This is a genomic window from Nonomuraea sp. NPDC049378 (genome assembly GCF_055586745.1).
The window spans coordinates 39,746-61,642 of sequence record NZ_JBVJHP010000002.1 but is presented as its reverse complement, the minus strand read 5'-3'; the positions used below and the strand labels follow the sequence as shown (position 1 = coordinate 61,642).

At 70.4% G+C, this 21,897-nt stretch carries 22 protein-coding genes; 15 read left to right on the top strand and 7 right to left on the bottom strand.

Annotated elements, in window-relative coordinates:
- Window positions 1-24: 24 nt before the first annotated feature.
- Complete coding sequence (locus ACZ6SA_RS05045) at window positions 25-498, bottom strand: hypothetical protein (protein ID WP_465826698.1); 474 nt, start codon at window positions 496-498, stop codon at window positions 25-27.
- 274 nt (window positions 499-772) lie between these two features.
- On the opposite strand from ACZ6SA_RS05045, the gene ACZ6SA_RS05040 reads away from it, so the two are divergent.
- Window positions 773-973, top strand: coding sequence for a hypothetical protein (locus ACZ6SA_RS05040; RefSeq protein WP_347650564.1), 201 nt, complete (start codon window positions 773-775; stop codon window positions 971-973).
- On the opposite strand, the gene ACZ6SA_RS05035 is transcribed toward ACZ6SA_RS05040, so the two are convergent.
- On the bottom strand, window positions 970-1,725 hold the full coding sequence (locus ACZ6SA_RS05035) for a class I SAM-dependent methyltransferase (protein WP_465826697.1): 756 nt from the start codon (window positions 1,723-1,725) through the stop codon (window positions 970-972). The two genes, ACZ6SA_RS05040 and ACZ6SA_RS05035, sit on opposite strands and share 4 nt — an antisense overlap.
- Window positions 1,726-1,797: 72 nt before the next feature.
- On the opposite strand from ACZ6SA_RS05035, the gene ACZ6SA_RS05030 reads away from it, so the two are divergent.
- The gene (locus tag ACZ6SA_RS05030) at window positions 1,798-2,367 is read left to right on the top strand and encodes a CGNR zinc finger domain-containing protein (RefSeq protein ID WP_465826695.1); all 570 of its coding nucleotides are present in this window, start codon (window positions 1,798-1,800) and stop codon (window positions 2,365-2,367) included.
- Window positions 2,368-2,545: 178 nt separating this feature from the next.
- Here ACZ6SA_RS05030 and ACZ6SA_RS05025 read toward each other — a convergent pair whose 3' ends face one another.
- Together ACZ6SA_RS05025 and ACZ6SA_RS05020 are read right to left on the bottom strand one after the other, a co-directional pair.
- Complete coding sequence (locus ACZ6SA_RS05025) at window positions 2,546-2,911, bottom strand: ClpX C4-type zinc finger protein (protein WP_347650561.1); 366 nt, start codon at window positions 2,909-2,911, stop codon at window positions 2,546-2,548.
- Window positions 2,912-2,928: 17 nt separating this feature from the next.
- On the bottom strand, window positions 2,929-3,288 hold the full coding sequence (locus ACZ6SA_RS05020) for a hypothetical protein (protein WP_347650560.1): 360 nt from the start codon (window positions 3,286-3,288) through the stop codon (window positions 2,929-2,931).
- Between the two features lie 316 nt (window positions 3,289-3,604).
- On the opposite strand from ACZ6SA_RS05020, the gene ACZ6SA_RS05015 reads away from it, so the two are divergent.
- The 8 genes from ACZ6SA_RS05015 (at window position 3,605) to ACZ6SA_RS04980 (ending at window position 10,766) form a co-directional block, all read left to right on the top strand.
- Window positions 3,605-5,413, top strand: coding sequence for a glycosyltransferase family 2 protein (locus ACZ6SA_RS05015; protein ID WP_465826694.1), 1,809 nt, complete (start codon window positions 3,605-3,607; stop codon window positions 5,411-5,413).
- Between the two features lie 82 nt (window positions 5,414-5,495).
- On the top strand, window positions 5,496-6,497 hold the full coding sequence (locus ACZ6SA_RS05010; protein ID WP_465826692.1) for an energy-coupling factor ABC transporter permease: 1,002 nt from the start codon (window positions 5,496-5,498) through the stop codon (window positions 6,495-6,497).
- Between the two features lie 48 nt (window positions 6,498-6,545).
- Window positions 6,546-7,256, top strand: a complete 711-nt coding sequence (gene cbiQ / locus ACZ6SA_RS05005; protein WP_347650557.1) for a cobalt ECF transporter T component CbiQ — start codon at window positions 6,546-6,548, stop codon at window positions 7,254-7,256.
- Complete coding sequence (locus ACZ6SA_RS05000) at window positions 7,253-7,987, top strand: energy-coupling factor ABC transporter ATP-binding protein (protein WP_347650556.1); 735 nt, start codon at window positions 7,253-7,255, stop codon at window positions 7,985-7,987. The genes cbiQ and ACZ6SA_RS05000 overlap by 4 nt, the downstream gene beginning before the upstream one ends.
- Before the next feature lie 104 nt (window positions 7,988-8,091).
- The gene (locus ACZ6SA_RS04995) at window positions 8,092-8,430 is read left to right on the top strand and encodes an STAS domain-containing protein (protein ID WP_347616849.1); all 339 of its coding nucleotides are present in this window, start codon (window positions 8,092-8,094) and stop codon (window positions 8,428-8,430) included.
- A gap of 47 nt (window positions 8,431-8,477) precedes the next feature.
- Window positions 8,478-9,251, top strand: a complete 774-nt coding sequence (locus ACZ6SA_RS04990) for an SDR family NAD(P)-dependent oxidoreductase (RefSeq protein WP_347650555.1) — start codon at window positions 8,478-8,480, stop codon at window positions 9,249-9,251.
- Between the two features lie 19 nt (window positions 9,252-9,270).
- A complete protein-coding gene (locus ACZ6SA_RS04985) occupies window positions 9,271-10,035 on the top strand; it encodes a crotonase/enoyl-CoA hydratase family protein (RefSeq protein ID WP_465826689.1) in 765 nt (254 codons plus the stop codon).
- A 107-nt stretch (window positions 10,036-10,142) separates the two neighbouring features.
- Complete coding sequence (locus tag ACZ6SA_RS04980; RefSeq protein ID WP_347650553.1) at window positions 10,143-10,766, top strand: rhomboid family intramembrane serine protease; 624 nt, start codon at window positions 10,143-10,145, stop codon at window positions 10,764-10,766.
- Window positions 10,767-10,818: 52 nt separating this feature from the next.
- Here ACZ6SA_RS04980 and serC read toward each other — a convergent pair whose 3' ends face one another.
- Entirely contained in the window at window positions 10,819-11,928 is a 1,110-nt protein-coding gene (serC, locus tag ACZ6SA_RS04975; RefSeq protein WP_347650552.1) for a phosphoserine transaminase, read from the bottom strand.
- Between the two features lie 86 nt (window positions 11,929-12,014).
- Between serC and ACZ6SA_RS04970 the strand changes: the two genes are divergently transcribed.
- A complete protein-coding gene (locus ACZ6SA_RS04970) occupies window positions 12,015-14,681 on the top strand; it encodes a type 1 periplasmic-binding domain-containing protein (RefSeq protein ID WP_347650551.1) in 2,667 nt (888 codons plus the stop codon).
- Between the two features lie 48 nt (window positions 14,682-14,729).
- On the opposite strand, the gene ACZ6SA_RS04965 is transcribed toward ACZ6SA_RS04970, so the two are convergent.
- Window positions 14,730-15,836, bottom strand: coding sequence for a citrate synthase 2 (locus tag ACZ6SA_RS04965; protein ID WP_347650550.1), 1,107 nt, complete (start codon window positions 15,834-15,836; stop codon window positions 14,730-14,732).
- 253 nt (window positions 15,837-16,089) lie between these two features.
- Between ACZ6SA_RS04965 and pdxH the strand changes: the two genes are divergently transcribed.
- Window positions 16,090-16,743, top strand: a complete 654-nt coding sequence (gene pdxH / locus ACZ6SA_RS04960) for a pyridoxamine 5'-phosphate oxidase (RefSeq protein ID WP_347650549.1) — start codon at window positions 16,090-16,092, stop codon at window positions 16,741-16,743.
- A 10-nt stretch (window positions 16,744-16,753) separates the two neighbouring features.
- Window positions 16,754-18,043 (top strand): MFS transporter, encoded by a 1,290-nt coding sequence (locus ACZ6SA_RS04955; RefSeq protein ID WP_465826687.1) that lies wholly within the window; start codon window positions 16,754-16,756, stop codon window positions 18,041-18,043.
- A gap of 78 nt (window positions 18,044-18,121) precedes the next feature.
- On the opposite strand, the gene ACZ6SA_RS04950 is transcribed toward ACZ6SA_RS04955, so the two are convergent.
- On the bottom strand, window positions 18,122-18,733 hold the full coding sequence (locus ACZ6SA_RS04950) for a UdgX family uracil-DNA binding protein (protein ID WP_465826686.1): 612 nt from the start codon (window positions 18,731-18,733) through the stop codon (window positions 18,122-18,124).
- 108 nt (window positions 18,734-18,841) lie between these two features.
- Between ACZ6SA_RS04950 and ACZ6SA_RS04945 the strand changes: the two genes are divergently transcribed.
- Together ACZ6SA_RS04945 and ACZ6SA_RS04940 are read left to right on the top strand one after the other, a co-directional pair.
- On the top strand, window positions 18,842-19,546 hold the full coding sequence (locus ACZ6SA_RS04945; RefSeq protein ID WP_443154690.1) for a metal-dependent transcriptional regulator: 705 nt from the start codon (window positions 18,842-18,844) through the stop codon (window positions 19,544-19,546).
- A gap of 123 nt (window positions 19,547-19,669) precedes the next feature.
- The gene (locus tag ACZ6SA_RS04940; protein ID WP_443154691.1) at window positions 19,670-21,892 is read left to right on the top strand and encodes an ATP-binding SpoIIE family protein phosphatase; all 2,223 of its coding nucleotides are present in this window, start codon (window positions 19,670-19,672) and stop codon (window positions 21,890-21,892) included.
- Window positions 21,893-21,897 lie beyond the last annotated feature (5 nt).

Below are 21,897 nucleotides of genomic sequence, written 5' to 3'. Positions count from 1 at the left end.
CGGTCAGGGCTTACCGGTCAGGGCTCACCGGTCGGGGCTCGGGGGCGGGGTCGTGTGGCGGGCGGGAAGCCGCCACCATTGTTCGCCGACGACGGGATGAACGGTATTCTTCACGTCTTTTCTCCCGATTCGTGTGGCGACGGCTATCTTGTCTTCCGTGTCGTACACGGTGCGGATGGTGGAGATCGACATTCCCGCCGCCTCCGCGAGCGCCCGCAGGCGGTACGGTTCCGGCCGTACGAATTCGCGCGCATATGCCGTGATAAGTCGTATTTGTCGTTGTATCTCGCGCCTCTGTGCGGCGAGTTCCCCGAGCCGCGCCAGCACGGGATCCTCGGCCGGCGATGCTCCTGCCGCCATCATGAGCTCCCCGACCAGGGTGTTCCTCGCCTCGCTCGCGCTCCTCGCGCGTGCCGCGTAGTCGGCGGGCTTCTCGTCGTCGTCCTTGACCGGCTCGGGGATCAGCACCTTCGCGAGTTCCTCGGTGATTTCCTTCATGCGTGGCATCCTGCGGCAGGCCGTGCGGAAAATGCAAAAGTGTGCGGAACCTGCGGTGTCGCTTGAGTGCCTTGACGTGCTACGTCCCCACATCCGCGGAGAAGAATTCTCTACCTGCGGGCCGAACGTATGCCAGTTTGAGGAGAAAAAGCGCCATTACTCAGGCGAATCTTGTGCCACTCTCGTGAACGAAAACGAGCGGCCTCTCTGATGTCCCAGAAAGGCCGCTCATCGCGGTGACGCTCCACATATGTCATGAAAGGAAACCGCTGTCGTGAGATTAACCAGACGGAGTCCTCAACGGGAAGAGCCCGCTCCGGCCCGCGAGCCGGAGCGCATCCCGCAACGCTGGGTGCTGATCCTGATCACCGCCTTGCTGGGCGGACTGACCGTCGGCGGCCTGTCCGGGTGGGCCGGGGCGGGAGTCGCCACGGCCCTCGGCCTCGTCGGGCTGCTGCACCGGATCATGAACTAGCCGCGTACGCCGCACAGCAGCCGGTTGTTGCCACGCTGCCAGAGCGTGCCGATCTCCGCGAAGCCCGCCTCTTCGAGGGCCTTGACGTGATCCGACAGGAGGCGGGACTCGGAGCCGCGGTGGTCGGCCCCGGCGGTGGTGCGGACCGCGTTGAGCTCGGCGAGGGCGGGGTCGGCCTCGATCGCGTCCCACCAGGCCTGCCAGCCCTCCGGCCGGTTCTCGCCGAAGGTCCGTTCGGTCTCGCGCTCGTGCGCGGCGTGCTCCAGGCGGGACAGCGCCGGCGTGGCGTCCTCGGTGTCCATGTGGTCGCCGTTGAGCAGCAGCCCGCCGGGACGCAGCACGGTCGCCAGCTCCGCGTAGACGTTCTTCAGCTCGGGGCTGGAGATCCAGTGCAGCGCCGTCGTGCTGACCGCGGCGTCGGCGGGCCCGTCGAGCTCGAGCGACTCCGTCCAGCCGGCTCTGCGCAAGTCCGCGGACACGAACCGCAACCCCGGGTACGCGGCCCGCCCCAGCCCGATCAGCAGCGGATCGGCGTCGACGCAGACGACCCGGGCCTCGGGCAGCCGCTCCAGCAGCCGCGCCGACAACGAGCCGGGGCCGCAGCCGAGGTCGATGACCACCGGGTCGGGCCGCCCCAGGGCCTCCACAACGTCGATCAGCACCGTGAACCGCTCCTCCCGGTCGGGAAGGTAGCCCTCCTGCTGGCGGTCCCAGCGTGCCATCCACTCCATCGCGGCATCGTGGGTGAGCATGAACGTCTCCTTGTAACCGTCGTCTAGAATTTCAACGGTCACACGTTAACTCGCGAAGGTGTAACCGGTCAATTGGATTACAACAGTCACACGGATGGGGTGGTCCGGGTCACGGTGGCGCTCGTCAACGCCCTGACCTCCGGCGAGCGACGAGGCCGTCCCTGCCCCGCTCCAGCCGACCCCGCTGCCGCCGCAGCAGAGGCCCTCCGTACGGTCTATCCGGCGTACCGCGAGGTCACCGCCGGCGAGGGCGCCGCGCTGGCCGAGGTCGCGGCCCGCCTGCGCGAGGTCTTCGCCGCCGTCGCGGCGGACGACGTCGACACCGCGGCCGCGCGGGTCAACGCCCTGCTGGCGGAGATCGGCGCCCGGCCGGTGCTGGACAGGCACGACGGGGAGCCGTGGCACCTGCACTTCCACGGCCACCGTGACACCCTGGCGGACAGCTGGGCGGCGAGCTGCGCCACGGGACTGGCGATCGTGCTGGGCAGCGAGTTCGCCGACCGCCTCGGCGTCTGCACCGCGCCCCACTGCGACCGCGTCTATGTGGACGTGTCGCGCAACGGCACCCGCAGGTTCTGCTCCACGGCCTGCCAGAACCGCGTCAAGACGGCGGCCTTCAGGGCCAGGGGCAGATCGGGCTGAGGGGCGGCCCCCTGCTCCAGCTCCCCGGGGCGGCCGGGGAGCTGGAGCCCGTTCATCCGGAGGCCGGCCGTTCCGCCTCTTCGCGCGGCGCCGGATCGTACGCCGCGGGACCGTCGAGGACGCGCATGGCGGGCCTTCTCAATGATGGGACGCGCGGCCCGCCGCGATGGTTCACCTGTTATGTCTCGCTCCTGAAACGTTCCCACGCCGACTGCCGGGTCATGCCGAGCGACGTGCCGATGCGCTCCCAGCTGACGTCCCTGGTGCGCAGGTGCGCCACCCAGTCGCGCAGGTTGTCGTCGACCTGTGCCTGCACGGCGGCGATCTTGGGGAGATGGTCGAGGATCTGGTCGTCGGTCATGGACTCCCACAGGGGGAGTCGCGGCTCGGGTGACGGCTCGCGGCGGTCCTGCTCGAGGATGTCGTTGCACAGGCCGATGCACTCGTCGCAGATGTGCACGCCAGGGCCGGCGATGACCTTGAGCACGTCCGTGCTCTTCTTGTGGCAGAACGAGCAGCGGATCTTCTCTTTCCAGTCAGGCATGGCCTGACAGTAGTCCGTCAGGTGACGCCTGACAAGCCTGACCGGCGATCCAGTTCTACCTGCGCCCGGATGATGGCCTGCCGCTCCTCGGTGATCTTGGTGCAGATCGCCACGTACGCGTCCAGCACCTTGGCGTACGACCGGCGCGCCTGGGCGAGCTGCTCGCGAAGGGCGCGAACGCGGTCGGCGTGGCCGTGCCGCTCCGCCTCGGCGAGCAGCGTGCGGGCCTCGTCCACGATTTCCGCCGCCCGCATCCTCGTGCGGCGGAGCAGGGCCGAGCATTCGTGCAGCTCTCCCAGCCGAGCCGAGGAGACGATGGTCTCTGCGGCGTGCACGGCCGAATCGTGGCTCGTGCGCCTGCGGAGATCTGATGCCATGTCACGCCACCTCCCGGTCAAGGATGCCTAACTGTAGACGCGCAACCGAGCCGAGAGGATCACTGGCGCCGCCGGGGGGTGCCTCAATGCTCCCCGCGGAGAGGTTTCTTCCTCCCGGAGGGAAAACCTCGTCCCTGAACACGATTCGGCGCGGGACGATTGAGGCATTCGGCGGCCTTTACCGGCACCAATTGGAGAAATGCCGCGAACCTCCGGTGTAAGCAAAAGACGGGGTTCAAGACTCCGATCGCCCCCGCGCGCATGGCCGTTCGTCACATACTGAAACCGAATGGCGGCGCAACGTGAGGTAGTGGTGATGTCGGATACGGAGAACGGCGGCGACCCGGTCGACGTCAGCGTCGTCATCCCGGTGCACAACTGCCGGGCCTACCTCGACCGGTGCCTCACCTCGGCGCTCGTCCAGCGGGTGAAGAAGGAGCTGATCGTCGTCGACGACGGCTCCACCGACGGCAGCGGCGAGCTCCTCGACCTCTACGCCGCCTACCACCCGTCCAAGGTCAAGGTGGTCCACATCGAGGGCAGCGGCGGCGCGGGCCGGCCGCGCAACGTCGGGCTCGAGCACGCCACCGGCCGGTACGTCTTCTTCTGCGACGCCGACGACCACCTCGGCCCCGAGGCGCTGGAACGCATGGTCGCCATGGCCGACAGGAACGACTCCGACATCGTGCTCGGCAAGATCGTGGGGCACGGCCGGAGGGCGCCCGTGTCGATGTTCCAGCAGAGCGCCGACCGGGTGGAGCTCGGCGACAGCTGCGTCTACAACAGCCTGTGCTGTTTCAAGCTCTTCAGAAGGGACCTGCTCGATCGCCACCGGATCAGGTTCGGGGAGGGCATGCGCGTCGGCGAGGACATCCTCTTCACCGTCCACGCCTACTGCCACGCCGAGGTGATCTCCGTGGTGGCCGACTACGAGTGCTACCACCTGATGGCCAGGCCCGACGGCACCAGCATCATGCAGCAGGCGGGCAGCAGGGACCCGCTCGCCTGGCTGGCCATGATCAGGGAGCCGATGCGGATCATGACCGAGCACGTCGAGCCGGGCCCGCTCCGCGACCACCTGCTCCGCAGGCACTTCAGGCTCGACGTGTTCACCCAGCTCGGAGCCGTGTTCCTGGAAAGTGACGGCGTGCGCCGCAAGGACATCGCGCGCGAGGTGGCGGCGCTCTGCGACGAGTGGTACACGCCGGGCGTGCACGAGCGGCTCAACAGCGTCGACCGGCAGCGGGCGACCGCGCTCGACGACATCGACCGCCTCGTGCGCCTGGCCCGCATCGAGGGCGCCACCGTGCGGCGACGGCTGACCGGGGTGTGCTGGGACGGCGACCATCTGGTGGTGACGGGCTCCGCCGGGCTGCACGGCATCGCCAGGGACCACGGTCTGGCCGTGGTGCTGCGCTCGCGGCACGACCCGGCCGCCGAGGTGGTCATCCCCGCCGAGCGCAAGGGCGGCGAGTTCACCGTGCGGGTGGACGTGTCCGCGCTCGCCTCCGGGATCTGGGACCTGCGGGTGGCGGTCGAGATCGAGGGCGCGCTGCGGTTCGGCCGGTTGGGCGCGGACCGCGAGACCGGGGTCAACCGGCCGATGCCCCGGATGATCGGCGGCGTCGTGGTCCTGCCCTACTTCACCAGGGACAACGGCAACCTCAGCATCGACGTCGGCGGCCACGTGGCCGCCGTGCCGGGCGGTGCCAGGCTCATCAGGACGCGGTGGGGTCTCGGGCAGCGGCTGCTGATCGACGGCGAGCTCAGCGTCGTCGACACCGCGCCCGCGGCCGCGGCGATCCGGCGGATCGTCTGGCGGGAGCGGCGCAGCGGGCGCGAGCGGGCCGAGCCGGTGACGGCGCTGCCCGGGGGCGGGTTCGCGGCCGGGCTGGCGGTGGGCCGGCTCCCTCCGGGCACCTGGGACGCGTACGTGGAGCTCGACCTGGGCGGGCCGGCCGCGCGGTTCAAGATCGAGGCGGGCGCGGGCACGGTCGTGGGACCGCGCAGGTGGTGGTGGGCGGCGCTGCTCAGGAGCGTGCGGCCGTACGCGACGCGGGGGCGGCTGAGCACGGTGGTGCGGCGGCTGACGGCCCGGGCGGTCATCAGAAGAATCATTCGCTAATTGCCACCTATGTGCAGGTGCAATGCCATGTCCTAAAGTGGGGATGTTGGTCCCATCCCGTCCCGTTCCGGGAGGCAGAGCCGTGCACGTACCTGATGGCTTCTTCAACGCAGTGACGTCGATCTCGGCCGGAGTCGTGGCGGCCGCGGGGGTCGCGGTCTGCCTGCGGGGGGCACGGCGCGAGCTCGACGACAGGACCGCGCCCATGGCCGGGCTGGTCGCCGCGTTCGTCTTCGCCGTCCAGATGCTCAACTTCCCCGTCGCCGCGGGCACCAGCGGCCACCTGCTGGGCGGTGCGCTGGCGGCGATCCTCGTCGGGCCCTATACGGGCGTGTTGTGCATGGCCGTGGTCCTGCTCGTGCAGGGCGTGTTCTTCGCCGACGGAGGGCTGACGGCGCTCGGCGTCAACATCACGCTCATGGGCATCGTCACCGTGCTGGCCGGCTGGGGCGTCTTCAAGCTTGTCACGGGGCTGGCCAGGGGGCAGGTGGTGGTGGCCGCGTTCCTGGCCGCGCTGGTCTCCGTGCCGGTCTCCGCGCTGGCGTTCACGCTGCTGTTCTGGATCGGCGGGACCGCGCCGATCGACGTGGGCACGGTGGCCGCCGCGATGGGCGGCGTGCACCTGCTGATCGGCATCGGCGAGGGCCTGATCACCGCCGCGACCGTCGGCGCCGTGCTCGCCGTGCGGCCCGACCTCGTGTACGGCGCCGGCCGCCTGGCCAAGCCGCTGGTCCTGCGCGGAGCCGACGGCGGCACCACCGTGGGCGAGCCCGAGCCGGCCCTCGCGGCCCCTGGCGCGCTCAGGCCGTTCCTGCTGGGCGGCGCCGGCGTGACGCTCGTGCTGGCCGGGCTCGTGTCGTTCTTCGCCTCCTCCTCGCCCGACGGGCTGGAGGCGGTCGCCGAGGACAAGGGCTTCATCGACCAGGCGGCCGACCACCTGTTCGGCTCGTGGGCGCTGGCCGACTACGGTGAGGTGGGCGGCATCCCCGTCGGCGTCGCCGGCATCATCGGCGTCGGCCTGGTGCTGGTGCTCACCGGGGCGGTGGCCTACGCCGCGCGGAGCCGTAACCAGATCAGGGCGTGACGCATGGGGGCCGGGCATCATCACCAGCTCTATCGGCCAGGTGGCTCGGTGGTGCACCGGCTGCCGCCGCAGTGCAAGCTGCTGGCGGTCCTCGCCTTCGCCCTCGTCGTGGTGGCCACGCCGCGCGAGCGGTTCTGGGCCTTCGCCGTCTACGCGGCGCTGCTCGGCGGTGTCGCGCTGGCCGCGCGGGTGCCGGTGGCGCACCTGGCGCGGCGGATGGTGATCGAGGTGCCCTTCGTGCTGTTCGCCCTCCTCATTCCGGTCATCGGGCTGGGCGAGCGGATCACCGTGCTGGGGCTCTCGCTGAGCGTGCCCGGGCTCTGGGCGGCCTGGAACATCCTGGCCAAGGCGACGCTCGGCGTGGCCGCCTCGGTCCTGCTGGCGACCACCACCGAGCCGCGGGAGGTGCTGATCGGGGCGCAGCGGCTCAGGTTGCCGAGCCTGCTGGTGCAGATCGCCATGTTCATGCTGAGATACCTCGACGTGATCATGGATGAGATGCGGCGGATGCGGGTGGCGCGGGAGTCTCGCGGGTTCGAGGCGCGTAATTTCCGGCAGATCCCGGTGGTCGCCCGATCTGCCGGGGCGCTGTTCATCCGGTCGTACGAACGGGGGGAGCGAGTGCATCTCGCGATGCTCAGCCGGGGATACTCGGGGCGGATGCCGATGATTCGTGATATTTCGGCATCTGTAGGCCAGTGGGGTACGGCGCTCGCCCTGCCCGCCGCGGCCCTCGCAGTGTTGGGACTGTCCTTGTGAACTCTCTGGAAGTCAGGCAGCTCGCCTATGCCTACCCCGACGGCACGCAGGCGTTGTTCGGCGTCGACCTGTCGATCGCCCGCGGCGAGCGGGTGGCCCTGCTCGGCCCGAACGGCGCCGGCAAGACCACGCTCGTCATGCACCTCAACGGCATTCTCACCGCCGGTCACGGCAGCGTCACCGTGGCGGGCACCCCCGTACGCAAGGACACCCTCGCCGAGGTCAGGCAGCGCGTCGGCCTGGTCTTCCAGGACCCGGACGACCAGCTCTTCATGCCCACGGTCAGGGACGACGTGGCCTTCGGCCCGGCGAACGCGGGCCTGCGGGGCGAGGACCTCGACCGCGTGGTCGAGGACGCGCTCGCGCGGGTCGGCATGCTGGACGCCGCCGACCGGCCGCCGCACCACCTGTCGTTCGGGCAACGGCGCAGGGTGGCGGTCGCGACGGTGCTCGCCATGGAGCCGGAGATCCTCGTGCTCGACGAGCCCTCGTCCAACCTCGACCCGGCCGCCCGCAGGGAGCTGGCGGAGATCCTGCGCTCCCTGGACGTGACGGTGCTCATGGTCACGCACGACCTGCCGTACGCGCTGGAGTTGTGCGAGCGCGCGCTCATTCTCTCCGACGGGGTGATCGCCGCCGACGGCCCCACGCGTGCGCTGCTCTCCGACGCAGAGCTGCTGGCCAGGCACCGCCTGGAGCTCCCGTACGGCTTCGCCGTCCCTGTCATGTGAGCTGGTTTGACGGGCGAAGCCCGCCTGCATCCGGCTCTTCGTAGTTTGTGCATGCCCGGTCTCCGGGGATGTCGAAGTACAGTGGCTCATCGAGGAGGGGCCAAATGAAGCTGCGGCTTGCACGACACGCCCTTGGTGACGCCGTGGTGGTGGCCGTTGAGGGTGAGCTCGACTTGTTCACCGCGCCGTTTCTGCGCGATGAGGTGCGTGACGCCATCAAACAGGACGGCGCCAGGCTCGTGCTCGACCTGCAGCAGCTGTCGTTCATGGATTCGAGCGGTCTGTCGGTGCTGATCGAGGCATGGCGGCTGGCGACGGGGGAGGGTGGTGGCGTGTCCCTCGCGGCGCCGCAGGCGCCGGTGGCGCGCATCCTCCGCACGACCGGCCTCGACCGGCGGATCAAGGTGTACGCCGACGTCGACACGGCTGTGGGAGCTATTTAGCGGCCCCGAGTAGAACTTCATTCGGTCGGCGCGTTAGGGTCCGGGATATGGACGTGAACGGATCTGCAGCAATCATCTCCGGCGGCGCCAGCGGCCTCGGCGAGGCCACCGCCCGCGAGCTGGCCCGGGCCGGCGCGACCGTGGTCGTCGCCGACCTCAACGAGGAGCGCGGCAAGGCCGTCGCCGACGAGATCGGCGGCGTCTTCGCCAGGACAGACGTGTCGGACGACGCCCAGGTGCAGGCGGCCGTGGACGCCGCCGTGGCGACCGGCAAGCCGCTGCGCGTCATCGTCAACAGCGCAGGCATCGGCTGGGCGGAGCGCACGGTCAACCGCGAAGGCAACCCGCACAACCCGGCCTCCTACCGCAAGGTCATCGAGGTCAACCTGATCGGCACGTTCAACCTCATGCGCATCGGCGCCGCCGCCGTCGCCAAGACCGAGCCGGCCGACGCCGACGGGCAGCGCGGCGTAGTGATCAACACGGCCTCCGTGGCGGCGCTTGAGGGACAGACCGGGCAGCTGGCGTACTCCGCCTCCAAGGGCGGCATCGTGGGCATGACGGTGCCCGCCGCGCGCGACCTGGCGGCGATCGGCGTACGCGTCAACACGATCTGCCCCGGCATCATCGACACGCCCATCTACGGCTTCAACGACAACGCCGAGGCGTTCAAGGCCAAGCTGGTGGCGCCGGTGGTGTTCCCCAAGCGCATGGGCCAGGCCGGCGAGTTCGCGCACCTCGTGCGGTCGCTGATCGAGAACGACTACATGAACGCCGAGGTCATCCGCTTCGACGGCGGCATCCGCTTCCAGCCCAAGTAACCCCGTCGGAAGGGTTGTCATGTCTGACGAAGTGCTCGTCGAGGAGTCCGGGAACGTGGCGATCCTCACGATCAACCGGCCGAAGGCGCGCAACGCCGTCAACGGGGCGGTGGCGCGGGGGATCGCGGCGGCCCTGGACGAGCTGGACGCCCGTCCTGAAATCTCGGCGTACGTGCTGACCGGTGCCGGTGGCACCTTCTGCGCCGGGATGGACCTGAAGGGGTTCCTGTCCGGTGACTTTCCCGTGGTTGAGGGGCGCGGGTTCGGCGGGCTGACCGAGTCGCCGCCGAAGAAGCCGCTGGTGGCCGCGGTCGAGGGCTACGCGCTCGCGGGCGGGTTCGAGATGGCGCTGGCGTGCGACGTCATCGTGGCGTCGTCGGCGGCCACGTTCGGGCTGCCCGAGCCCAGGCGCGGGCTGGTCGCCGGCGCGGGCGGCATCATGCGCCTGCCCCGCAGGATCCCCTACCACGTGGCCATGGAGATCGCCCTGACCGGCGACCACTACCCGGCCTCCCGCCTGTACGAGCTCGGCCTGGTCAACCGCGTCACCGAGCCCGGCGCGGCGCTGGAGGGCGCGCTCGAGCTCGCCGGCAAGATCGCCGGCAACGCCCCGCTGGCACTCGCCGCGACCAAGCAGGTGATCATCGAGTCGCAGGACTGGTCGCGCGAGGAGATGTTCAAGAAGCAGGGCGCGATCATCAACCCGGTGTTCGGCTCGAAGGACGCCATGGAGGGCGCCGCCGCCTTCGCGGAGAAGCGCGCGCCCCGGTGGAAGGGCGAATAGCCGCGCCCCTCCCGCTCCCCCGGGGGGGCGGGAGGGGCCTCTTCAACGCGCGCGTAGCTCTTCCTGGTTACGGTAAAGGAAGAGGGCAACGACTCCGGGAGAGGCGCATGAGCGACTATTCGGGTTCACGGTTCGATTCGGCCAGACGCGGCGCCGGCGCTCTCCTGTCCGGGGCGCTGAGCATGCTGATCATCATGGTCGCCCTGCTCGCCGCGATGTGGATCCTCGAGGGCGTCGACGTCGTCCTCAACGGCTCGCTCGACCAGTACGGCATCGTCGGCTGGGACCCTGACGGCCTGGTCGGCATCCTGCTCGCGCCGTTCCTGCACGGCGGCTTCGGCCACCTCATGGCCAACTCACTGCCCCTGCTGATCCTTGGCTTCCTGGCCGGGCTGCGCGACGTTCGCAAGTTCCTCTGGGCCAGCCTGCTGATCATCCTGATCGGCGGCCTGGGCACCTGGGTGACCAGCCCCGGCGTGGTCACGATCGGGGCCAGCGGCCTGGTGTTCGGCTATTTCGGATTCATCCTGGCCCGCGGTGTGTTCGACCGCAGGCTGCTCGACCTCGCCATCGCGATCGGCGTGGGCGTCGCCTACTGGGGCATCCTGGCCGGCCTGCTGCCCAACCAGCCGGGCATCTCCTGGCAGGGCCACCTGTTCGGGCTGATCGGCGGCGTGGTGGCCGCCTGGGTGCTGCGCCGCAAGCGCGAGATCGCCGCGAGCCCTTACTGACGCGACCGCCCTCCTGCCGGACGAGCAGGCAGGAGGGCGGGAGCGGCGCCGGCTAGAGGCGCTCGACGACGTGGTCGACGCAGACCGTCAGCGCCTCGATGTCGGCCGGGTCGATGGCCGGGAACATCGCGATGCGCAGCTGGTTGCGGCCGAGCTTGCGGTAGGGCTCGGTGTCGACGATGCCGTTGGCGCGCAGCACCTTGGCCACGGCGGCGGCGTCGACGTCGTCGGAGAAGTCGATCGTGCCGACCACCTGCGAGCGGAACTCGGGGGCGGCGAACGGCGTGGCGTAGGACGACTTCTCCGCCCACGTGTAGAGACGCGAGCTGGAGTCGGCCGTGCGGGCGGTGGTCCAGGCCAGTCCGCCGTTGCCGTTCATCCAGTCGAGCTGCTCGGCCAGCAGGAACAGCGTGGCCACGGCCGGGGTGTTGTAGGTCTGGTCCTTCGCGGAGTTGTCGATCGCGACCGGCAGGCTGAAGAACTCCGGCACGTAGCGGCCGGAGGCGGCGATCTCCTCGACCCTGGCCAGGGCGCGCGGCGACATGATCGCGATCCACAGGCCGCCGTCGGAGGCGAAGCTCTTCTGCGGCGCGAAGTAGTAGACGTCGGTCTCGGCGAGGTCGACGGGCAGGCCGCCGGCACCCGAAGTGGCGTCGACCAGCACCAGCGCGTCGCCGGAGCCCACGCGCTCGATCGGCATCGCGACGCCGGTCGAGGTCTCGTTGTGGGTGAGCGCGTAGGCGTCGACGCCGTCCTCGGCGACCGCGGCGGGGTGGGCGCCGACCTCGGAGGTGATGACGCTCGGCTCGCCCAGCCAGGGCGCCTTCTTCGTGACGGCGGCGAACTTGGAGGAGAACTCGCCGAACGACAGGTGTTGTGACCGGTCGCGGATCAGCCCGAAGGCGGCGATGTCCCAGAACGCGGTGGTGCCGCCGTTGCCGAGCACGACCTGGTAGCCCTCGGGCAGCGAGAACAGGTCGGCGAGCCCGGAGCGCACGCGGCCGACGAGGCCCTTGACCGGCTTCTGGCGGTGGGAGGTGCCCATGAGGCTCGCGCCGGAGGCCGCGAGCGCGGCCAGCTGCTCGGTGCGAACCTTCGAAGGCCCGCAGCCGAAGCGGCCGTCGGCGGGCTTGATGTCAGCGGGAATCACGATGTCAGCCACGTACTGGAGCCTACCGAGCGCCGGAGAATGCCCTGGACCGGGGCCCGGCATCTGAGACATGATGAACCCCCTTCATTGATCGTTCGTTGGCTGAGCACGACGGCGGCACCGGCTGGAGGAGCGCCCAGATGGCCGATCTGCGCAGTGTCATCGAGAGGTTGATCCGCCGGCGTGCGCTCCTGCGCGCCGATCCGCCCCTGCCGACCGTGCTGGTGGTCGGCGAGCAGGCGCTCGCGGCGGTCGACCGGCTCGCCAAGCCGTTCGAGACCGCCGTCCCCTACGCCCGCGTCGCGGACGGCGCGCACGAGTCGGTGCTCGACCTGGTGAGCTCGCTGGCGGGCGACGAGGACCACACCGGCAAGGCCCGGACCGACCGTGGCCGCCTGGGCAAGCCGGTGGGCGGGTCGCTGCTGCCGCCGCCGCGCTTCCCGCTCGCGCAGTTCGTGTTGTGGGCGCGGGACAGGCCGGACGGCCGCGTCCCCGACCCGCAGTCGCACAGCGACTACCAGGCCTACAAGAAGCGGCTGAAGGACTGGCGGCGCGGCATGGCCGGTGGTGGCGGCGACGACGTCAAGACGTCGGCCGACTTCCTGGCGCGCGCCGCCACGACCTGGGTGCCGGTGGGCACCCTGGCCGTCTGGTGGGCCGGTGGCGCCGCCGACCTGGTCGGGGTCATCCCCTGGCTGCTCGGCCTCCTGGTGGCCCTGGGCGGCACCGCGGCACAGGGCATGTTGTCGATCAGAGGCTCGCTCTTCACCGGGTGGTTCAGCAGCGAGCCGAGCCTGAAGAGGCGGCGGTTCGAGCGGCTGCCCCAATACGCGCTGCGCCTGGCGGCCGCGCCGGACGACGACATCGAGGAGTTGCTGGTCCACGCCCTGATGCAGGACCTGCACGAGGCGTACAAGAAGTGGATCATTCCGTGGCCGAGCTGGGGGAGAGGCCAGTACTGCCTCCTGGTCCTCCAGATCACCGATCCCGGGGGCACCAACGCGCGGTTCCTGCGGCTGATGGAGGAGATCACCAAGAAGACCGGCCTGTTCGTGCCGATGCTCGTGCTGGCGGCCGTGCCCGGCGGCGTGCCCCCGGCGCAGGCGGCGCCGAAGCCGCTGCGCGACCTGGAGAAGGCGGTCGCGCAGTGGCGTAACGCGGCCAGGCTGGGCGTTCCCGAGCTGCGGCTGACCGTCGAGGCGACGGCCGTGCCCGCGGAGCCGCAGGACGATCCGTCGCCGCCGCGCCGCAGGCGGGCCATGGCCTACTGGACGGTGATGGCGCTGCTGGTGGTCGTTCCGCTCTCACTCGTTTACGCGATCCAGCGCGACAGGGCCGGGCACTGCGGCGGCCTGCCGTGGGTCGAGCGGATCGAGGAGGAATGCGTCGGCATCGTCAACGCGACGAGGGACACGCCCGAGACCCTGTTCGACGGCGACGTGAAAACGCTGATCAAGAAGATCGACGAGAACAACCGCTACGCGATCGACTCCGGCCGGTACATCAGCGTGGTCCTGTTCGGAGAGTTCTCGATCAAGAAGACGGCGCAGGACGACACCCGGCTCGCCGCCGCGGTCTCCGAGCTCGCCGCGGTCGAGGAATACCAGCGTACGGTCACCAGCACCCCCCGGTTACGCGTGCTGATCGCGAACGCGGGCGACAACTTCGACCACGGGCGCAGGACGGCCCAGCTCATCATCGACATGGCCGCGCGGGACCGGCACGTGATGGGGGTGGTCGGCCTGCCGCGCAGCGTGGCCGGCATCAGCGAGGCGATCAGGGAGCTGCACCTGGCGAAGATCCCGATGGTGTCGAGCACGGCGACGGCGGACCGGTTCGGCTACATCGGCAACCCCGGGCTGCCCGACCAGCCGGGCGAGCCCTCCCCCTACTACTTCCAGGTGGGGCCGACCAACGTCCGCCAGGCGGCGTTCGGCGCCCGGTTCGCCCGGCGGACCCTCCTGAAGGGCGTGGCCGAACCGGCCGCGGTCATCGTCGAGGACCGCTCGCAGGGCGACGTGTACACCCTGAACCTGGCGGACGACTTCGAGAAGGCCCTGACGGACGAGGGCGCCGACGTGGAGCGGATCTCGTACACGGTCCAGCAGGGCGGCATCTCCTCGGCGGCGGGGAAGGCGTGCGCGCTCGACCCCGACGTCCTCGTCTACGCCGGGCGGGCGTCCGAGTTCCGCGCCTTCCTGACGGCCGTCGAGGGCAACGCCTGCGGGGAGGTGAAGGTGATCGCGGGCGACGACGTCGTCAAGGTGGTGTCCGACCACGGCGACGAGATCGCCAACACGAAGCAGGCCGAGGTCTACTACCTGGCGCTGGCGCACAGGGCGTTGTGGCCGCGCTCGTCGGCCACCGCGTTCGTCAGCAAGCTGCAGGACAAGGGGCACCCGACGGCCTCCGACGACAACCTCATCCTCACGTACGACGCCGCCGACGTGGTCTACCGCGCCGCCAACGCCGCCTACCAGGCGGCCGGCATGGCCGGAGGGGAGGGGGATCTGGCGCTGCCGAGCCGGGGCGACATCCTCTACCGGCTGGCCAGGACGTCGGGCAACGCCTCATGGGCCGGATCGGGTGGGGTGGTGGGATTCGACCTCACGGAGCGGCACACGCCCATCGACAAGGCCATCGCGATCATGAAGGTGGAGAAGTCGGAATGGGGCTACAGCCGCCCCGTGAAGCGCTGCGGCCGGCTGGACACGAACGAACCGCCCACGAAGGACCCCCTGTGCGTGGACCTGCCGGACAAGTGACCTGGCGTACGGCTGCCGCAGTCCGCGCGGCAGCCGTACGGACCGTGGTCAGTAGTTGCCGACCACCTCGTCGGCGCCCGGCACGTCGCTGAGTGGGCGCGACGAGGGCCCCGTGTAGGTTGCGCTCGGGCGGACGAGCCTGCCCGTCTTCTTCTGCTCCAGGATGTGCGCGGCCCAGCCGGCCGTGCGGGCGCAGGTGAACATCGAGGTGAACATGTGGGAGGGCACCTCGGCGAAGTCCAGCACCACGGCCGCCCAATATTCCACGTTGGTGGCGAGCACCCGGTCGGGCTTGCGTGCGTGCAGCTCGTCGAGCGCGGCCTGCTCCAGCGCCACGGCGACCTCGTAGCGGGGGGCGTCCAGCTCCTGGGCGGTGCGGCGCAGCACGCGGGCGCGCGGGTCCTCGGCGCGGTAGACGCGGTGGCCGAAGCCCATGAGCCGGTTGCCCTTGTCGAGCTCGCTCTGGACGTACTTCTTGGCGTCGCCGAGCTGCTCGACGCCCTCGATCATGTGCAGCACGCGGGCCGGGGCGCCGCCGTGCAGCGGGCCCGACATGGCGCCGACCGCGCCGGAGAGCGCGGCGGCTACGTCGGCGCCGGTGGAGGCGATGACGCGGGCGGTGAACGTGGAAGCGTTCATGCCGTGCTCGGCCGCCGAGGTCCAGTAAGCGTCGATGGCCTTGACGTGCTTGGGGTCAGGCTCACCGCGCCAGCGGATCATGAAACGCTCGACGATGGTCTTGGCCTCGTCCACCCGGCTCTGCGGCACCATCGGCAGGCCCAGGCCGCGCGCGGACTGCGCGACGAAGGAGAGCGCCATCACGGAGGCGCGGGCGAGCTGGTCGCGTGCCTCCTGGTCGCTGACGTCGAGCAGAGGCTTGAAGCCATACGCGGGAGCCAGCATGGCCAGCGCGCTCTGCACGTCGACGCGGATGTCACCCGAGTGGACGGGAATGGGATAGGGCTCCGCCGGCGGCAGGCCCGGCTGGAACTGGTTGTCGACCAGCAGGCCCCAAACGTGTCCGAACGGGACACGGCCTACCAGGTCCTCGATGTCGACGCCCCGGTAACGAAGGGCGCCCCCTTCTTTGTCCGGTTCCGCGATCTCGGTCTCGAAAGCCACGACGCCTTCGAGGCCGGGTTTGAAGTCGGACATGCTTGGCCGCCTCCCTTTCTTGCCATGTCACGGCAATGCTCTGCTTACGGTCGTGGCCGCTTCGGGGCTCGTCGGCTTCGTATGCCTCGCTCTCCCGCCCCGAGCTCCACCGCTCTGTTGATGTCGAGATACCGGCGGGTCAATTTAACCCCCTCCCAGCTCACGGTCGGTCTCGGGACCCGCCGTAAGGCCAAAGCCGCTGGTGGGAGGGTCGGGTGGGATCCTCAGGAGGAGCGCGCAAGAATATCGTCCTGTGGATGCCACCCCGCGCCCGCCCGTGCTGGCTGGGCTACGCCGCACGTACGAAGGCGAGCCGCTGCTCGAGTCCGATGTCGCGCCCGACCCGACCGCGCAGTTCACGGTCTGGTTCCAGGACGCGCTCGACGCCGGGCTGCCCGAGCCCAACGCGATGGTCCTGGCCACCGCCTCCGCGGGCGGCCGGCCGAGCGCCAGGACGGTCCTGCTGAAGGGCTACGACGAACGCGGATTCGTCTTCTACACCAACTACGAGTCCCGCAAGGGCCGCGACCTGGACGAGAACGCCCGCGCGTCCCTGCTGTTCCCCTGGCATCCCATACGCCGCCAGGTGCGGGTCGAGGGCACCGTGACCCGCATCCCGCACGAGGAGTCGGCCGCATATTTCCGGTCCCGCCCGTACGGCTCGCGCATCGGCGCCTGGGCCTCGCGGCAGTCCGCGGTCGTGCGCTCCAGGGAGGAACTGGACGCCCGCTACGAGGAGCTGGCGGCACGCTGGCCGGAGGATCCGCCGGTGCCCGACTTCTGGGGAGGTTTCCGGGTGGTCCCGGTGGAGGTGGAGTTCTGGCAGGGGCAGCTCGACCGGATGCACGACCGGCTCCGCTACCGTCGCACGCCACCCGGATGGGTTCTGGAGAGACTGGCCCCTTAAAGTGCCCTAAGTGGCATTCGGGGAGCTGGTCAAACGTCATGTGGTGGACACCCGGCCGCTGGGCGTGCCGGCCTACCGGCGGATCTGGTTCGGCCAGGCCGTCTCGCACGTCGGCGTCGGCGCCACCGTCGTGGCCGTCGGCCAGCAGGTGTGGGAGCTGACCCACTCCTCGTTTTACGTGGGGCTGCTCGGCATGGCCAACCTCGTGCCGCTGATCGTCTTCGGCCTGTGGGGCGGGGCGGTGGCCGACGCCGTCGACCGGCGCAAGCTGCTCATCGTCGGCTCGGTCATCGCCTGGGCGGCGACCCTGCTCATCCTGGTGCAGGCGCTGCTCGACCTGCGCGACATCTGGCTCGTCTTCGCCGCCGTCGCGCTCAACGCCACCGGGTTCGCGATCACCGGACCGACCAGGGGCGCGATCATCCCCCGGATCCTCGACCGCGAGCTGGTGCCGGCCGCCAACGCGCTCAACTCGCTGGTGTTCAGCATCGGCGCCGTGGTGGGCCCGATGGTCGGCGCGGTGGTGCTGGCGTCGGGAGGTTACGCCGCGGCGTACGCGGTCGACGCCCTGCTGTTCTCGGGGAGCCTCTACGCGGCGCTCAGGCTGCCCTCACTGCCTCCGCTGGGCGAAGTGACCCGTCCGGGTGCCAGGGCCGTCCTGGAGGGCCTCAGCTTCATCGCCAGGAGCCCGGTGCTGCTGATGTCGTTCGTCGTCGACATCATCGCGATGGTGTTCGCCATGCCGCGGGCCCTCTTCCCCGAGTTGACCGCCGACCGGTTCGGCGGCTCCATGATCGCGCTGGGCTGGATGACCTCGGCCATGGCCATCGGGTCCGTCGCGGGCGCGCTGTTCTCCGGCTGGGTGGGCCGGGTCTCGCGGCAGGGGGTGGCCCTCGTCGTCGTCATCGCCGTGTGGGGGCTGGCCGTCGCGGCCGCAGGCCTCGTGCACGAGCTCTGGCTCGTGGTCACGTTCATGGCCGTAGGAGGGGTGGCCGACGTGATCTCGTCGGTGTGGCGGCAGTCCATCCTGCAGCTGTACGCGCCCGACGAGATGCGGGGGCGGCTGCAGGGCGCCTTCATGGTGGTGGTGGCCGGCGGGCCGCGTTTGGGCGACCTGCGGGCAGGGGCCACCGCGACGGCGTTCGGGCTGAGCGGCGCCTGGGTGGGCGGCGGCATCGCCTGCATGGTGACCGTGCTGGTCGTCGGGCTGTCGGTGGCGGGCTTCAGGAACTTCCGCGCCCAGCAGACCGCCCAGCAGACCGCCCAGGACACCGGCAAGGCGGCGCCGGAAACCGGCTAGGCGGATCACGGGGACCGGTCAGGTGGCCAGGACGCGGGTCAGGCGAACCGGGGGCCGCCAGGCGGCTCAGGACGCGGGTCAGGCGGCGGCGGCCGCGGCCCGCAGGTCCGCCAGGAATCCCTCGTACGCGTCGTCCCTGTCGGGCGCGCGCAGCACCGCCGACGGATGGACGGTGGCCACCGCGAGCGCGTCGCCGAGCGGCACCGGCTCGCCCCGGTGCCTGGTCACCCGGAACTCCCGCCCCAGCAGCGCCCTGGCCGCCGTCGCGCCGAGCACCACGACGACCCTGGGGCGTACCACGGCCAGCTCGGCGTCGAGCCACGGCCGGCACGCGTCGATCTCGGCGGCCGTCGGCTTCTGGTGGATCCGCCGCTTGCCCCTCGGGGTGAAGGAGAAGTGTTTGACGGCGTTGGTGAGGTAGCCGGATTCCCGCTCGATCCCGGCTTCCTGCAGCCCTCTGTCCAGGACGCGGCCCGCCGGGCCGACGAACGGGTGCCCCTGCCGGTCCTCCTGGTCGCCCGGCTGCTCGCCGACCAGCATGAACGCCGCCCGCCTCGGCCCTTCGCCGAACACGGTCTGGGTGGCGGCTCGGTGGAGGTCGCAGCCCTCGCAGCGGGCAGCGGCCCGGCGCAGGGCGTCGAGGTCGAGGTGCTCGGGAAGGAACCGGGCCGCTCCGGTGTTGCCGTCCATAACCATCGTCGGTCGTTCTCCCAATAGGCTTCTCGTGACTCCTGTGCCCGCTGCGGACGGGCCCAGTCCCCGCCACGACCGGCGTAGCATTCAGTTGGGAGGACTGCCTTGACCGCACACGGCCTTATCGACACCACGGAGATGTATCTCCGCACGATTTACGAGCTCGAGGAGGAGGGCATCGTCCCGCTCCGTGCCCGCATCGCGGAGCGCCTCCAGCAGAGCGGCCCCACCGTGAGCCAGACCGTCGCGCGCATGGAGCGTGACGGCCTCGTTCGCGTCGAGGGCGACCGGCACCTGTCCATGACCGAGCTGGGGCGCACGCTGGCCACCCGGGTGATGCGCAAGCACCGCCTCGCCGAGTGCCTGCTCACCCAGGTGATCGGGCTCCCGTGGGAAGAGGTGCACATCGAGGCGTGCCGCTGGGAGCACGTCATGTCGGAGTCGGTGGAGTCGCGCCTGGTGACGCTGCTCGACAACCCCACGGTCTGCCCGCACGGCAACCCCATCCCCGGGCTCGGCGAGCTGGGCGCCAGGGAGGCGGCCGAGTCCGGCGACAGCGCGCTCACCACGATGTGCGATGTCGCGGGGGCCAGGGAGACGCCCGTCGTCATCCGCCGAATTAGCGAACAAGTGCAAAGCGATCCCGCTGTGATGCTTAAACTCAAGCAAGTTGGGATACAACCCGGACGCGAGGTGACGCTCGCGGCGAGCGACGATGGTGTGCGGGTGACAGGTGACGGTGACAGTGACGACACTCCCGCGGAGCTTCCGCGTGATGTCGCCGCGCACGTTTTTGTCTCCAAGCGCTGACGCGCGCGCGGCTGCTTGGTTGAATCCCATCTGGGAGGCCCTCCACTCTCCCCTGGCCAAGACTGTTGCAGGAGCGCCCGTGGTCCGCTTTGCAGACACGCCACCCCGAGAGGTGGTCGCCGGATGAAGCGATGGGGGGATCTGTCACAGGAAGCGGCTGATCACCTTGGCGCCGGGTCCGTGCTCGACCACGCCGAGATGGCGGTGGTCGTCACCGACCGTTTCAGCAACCTGCTCTACTGGAACCCGTTCGCCGAGAAGCTCTTCGGCCACACGGTCGCGACGTCGGCGCGCGACACCTCGGTCCTGTCGCTCGGGATCATGGAGAAGGACCACCCGCTCGCCATCGAGCTGGCCAAGCACGTGCTTAAGGGCGGTGTGTGGGAGGGCACGTTCGACGTCAGGCGCGGCGACGGCGCCATCGTCTACGTCCGCGCCCAGGCCGTGCCGCTGCGCCACGAGTCGGGCTCGGTGTCGGGCATCGTCATCCTCGCCCGCGAGGCGCTGCGCAGCAACGAGCGCGAGAAGGACCGGTTCGGGCTGCTGGAGCGCATCGGCGAGCGGCTGGCCGGCTCCCTCTACGTCGAAGAGACGCTCAAGCGCGTGGCCGAGATGCTGGTCCCGCAGTTCGCCGACCACTGCTTCATCGAGTTGACGGAGGGCGACCGGCTCGTCCGCCGGGTCTCGCAGCACGTGCAGGGGTGGGCGCCTCCGTTGGGCACATGGAAGCCGGTGGGCGCGGAGATCCGCTACCCCTCCGGCCACTACGCCGACACCGCGCTGCGCCGCCAGGAGACCATCCTGGTCGAGGACTTCTCCAACAGCAGTTTCCCCGCCCCCACCGAGAGCAGCGCGCGGTTGTGCGGCGAGATCGGCATGACCTCGGCCATCGTCGCCCCCCTGACGGTGCGCGGCGAGACGCTGGGGCTGATGTACCTCGGCCTGTCCAACCTGACCGACCGGCGCAGCCCTCACTACGACGCCTTCGACCGTGACTTCGTGGGCGCCATCGCCACCAGGGTCGCGCTCGCGATCGACAACGCGCTGCTGTTCGAGGAGGAGCGTCACACCGCGGAGTCGTTCCAGAAACACCTGCTGCCCAGGGCGCTGCCGCAGCTCGACGGCCTGCAGATCGCGGTGCGCTACTACCCTGCCGCCCCGCTGGCCTCCCACGGGCAGGGCATCCAGACCCAGGTGGGCGGCGACTGGTACGACGTGATCCCGCTGTCGGCCGGCCGCGTCGGCATCGTGATCGGCGACGTCGAGGGCAGGGGAGCCAAGGCGGCGGCCGTCATGGGGCAGCTCAGGGCCGCCCTGCGGGCGTTCGCGCAGGACGACAAGTCGCCCGCCGACATCCTGGCCAGGCTCGACGAGTGGACGCGCATCATCGCCACGCCGGAGCAGGACGACAGCGGCGCCGACATCAGCATCCCGCCCATCGTGACCTGCCAGTACCTCGTCTACGACGCCTGGTCGCGCCAGCTGTCCTTCGCCAACGCCGGCCACGCGCCGCCGCTGCTGCTCGTCGACGGCCAGTGCGTGGAGCTCGACATCGAGGAGGTCGGCCAGCCGCTCGGGGTGCGTGCCAAGGGCCTGCACGCCGACCTGGTCTACAAGGAGGAGACCCGCACGCTCCCGCCGGGCGCGGCGCTGCTCCTCTACACCGACGGCCTCGTCGACCGCCGCCCCGGCCGCGACGGGCATCCGCCGAGCGAGGAGGAAACGCTCGGGGTGCTCTGCGAGGCGCTGACCAAGGTGTCCGGAGCCGAGGCCGAGCGCATCGCCGACGTCGCCACGGTCGCGGTGCCGGGCGAGATCGACGACGACATGGCGATCCTCGTGGTCCGCTCCAGCGACGTCGATCTCGACGTCGAGGAGCGCACGTTCCCCGCCCAGCCCATCATGGTGGGCGATGCGCGGCGCATGGCGTCGGAGGCGTTCGCGGGCTGGAACGTCCCCGAAGAACGCGCTGAGCTGGCCTGCCTGCTCGTCTCCGAGGTCGTGACCAACGTCGTGCTGCACGCCGCCACCTCCAGCGTGCCGCGCAGGGAGCTGGTCGTGGAGGGCCCGCCGCTGCCGTTCGAGGAGTCGTGGGACGTGCCGGGCCTCGATGACGAGGTGGTCGGCGACAAGGAGTTCACGCTGCGGCTGCGCAGGGGCGAGGAGTCGGTCTGGGTCGAGGTGTTCGACCAGGACCTCCGCCTGCCCCGCATCCGCAGCGCGGGCGAGAACGACGAGGGCGGGCGCGGCCTTTACCTGGTCGATCAGCTGGCCAGACGCTGGGGGTCGCGACCTACCAGGGAAGGCAAAGCCGTCTGGTTCGAGATTCCCACGCGCAGCAGGTGAGTGAT

Coding starts and splice junctions, on each gene's coding strand:
- ACZ6SA_RS05045 (WP_465826698.1), bottom strand. CDS start 498: ATGAAGGAAATCACCGAGGAACTCGCGAAGGTGCTGATCCCCGAGCCG.
- ACZ6SA_RS04950 (WP_465826686.1), bottom strand. CDS start 18,733: ATGGACGGCAACACCGGAGCGGCCCGGTTCCTTCCCGAGCACCTCGAC.
- ACZ6SA_RS04965 (WP_347650550.1), bottom strand. CDS start 15,836: ATGTCCGACTTCAAACCCGGCCTCGAAGGCGTCGTGGCTTTCGAGACC.
- ACZ6SA_RS04995 (WP_347616849.1), top strand. CDS start 8,092: ATGAAGCTGCGGCTTGCACGACACGCCCTTGGTGACGCCGTGGTGGTG.
- ACZ6SA_RS04985 (WP_465826689.1), top strand. CDS start 9,271: ATGTCTGACGAAGTGCTCGTCGAGGAGTCCGGGAACGTGGCGATCCTC.
- ACZ6SA_RS05025 (WP_347650561.1), bottom strand. CDS start 2,911: ATGCCTGACTGGAAAGAGAAGATCCGCTGCTCGTTCTGCCACAAGAAG.
- ACZ6SA_RS05015 (WP_465826694.1), top strand. CDS start 3,605: ATGTCGGATACGGAGAACGGCGGCGACCCGGTCGACGTCAGCGTCGTC.
- ACZ6SA_RS04980 (WP_347650553.1), top strand. CDS start 10,143: ATGAGCGACTATTCGGGTTCACGGTTCGATTCGGCCAGACGCGGCGCC.
- ACZ6SA_RS04940 (WP_443154691.1), top strand. CDS start 19,670: ATGAAGCGATGGGGGGATCTGTCACAGGAAGCGGCTGATCACCTTGGC.
- ACZ6SA_RS05035 (WP_465826697.1), bottom strand. CDS start 1,725: ATGCTCACCCACGATGCCGCGATGGAGTGGATGGCACGCTGGGACCGC.
- ACZ6SA_RS04990 (WP_347650555.1), top strand. CDS start 8,478: ATGGACGTGAACGGATCTGCAGCAATCATCTCCGGCGGCGCCAGCGGC.
- ACZ6SA_RS05020 (WP_347650560.1), bottom strand. CDS start 3,288: ATGGCATCAGATCTCCGCAGGCGCACGAGCCACGATTCGGCCGTGCAC.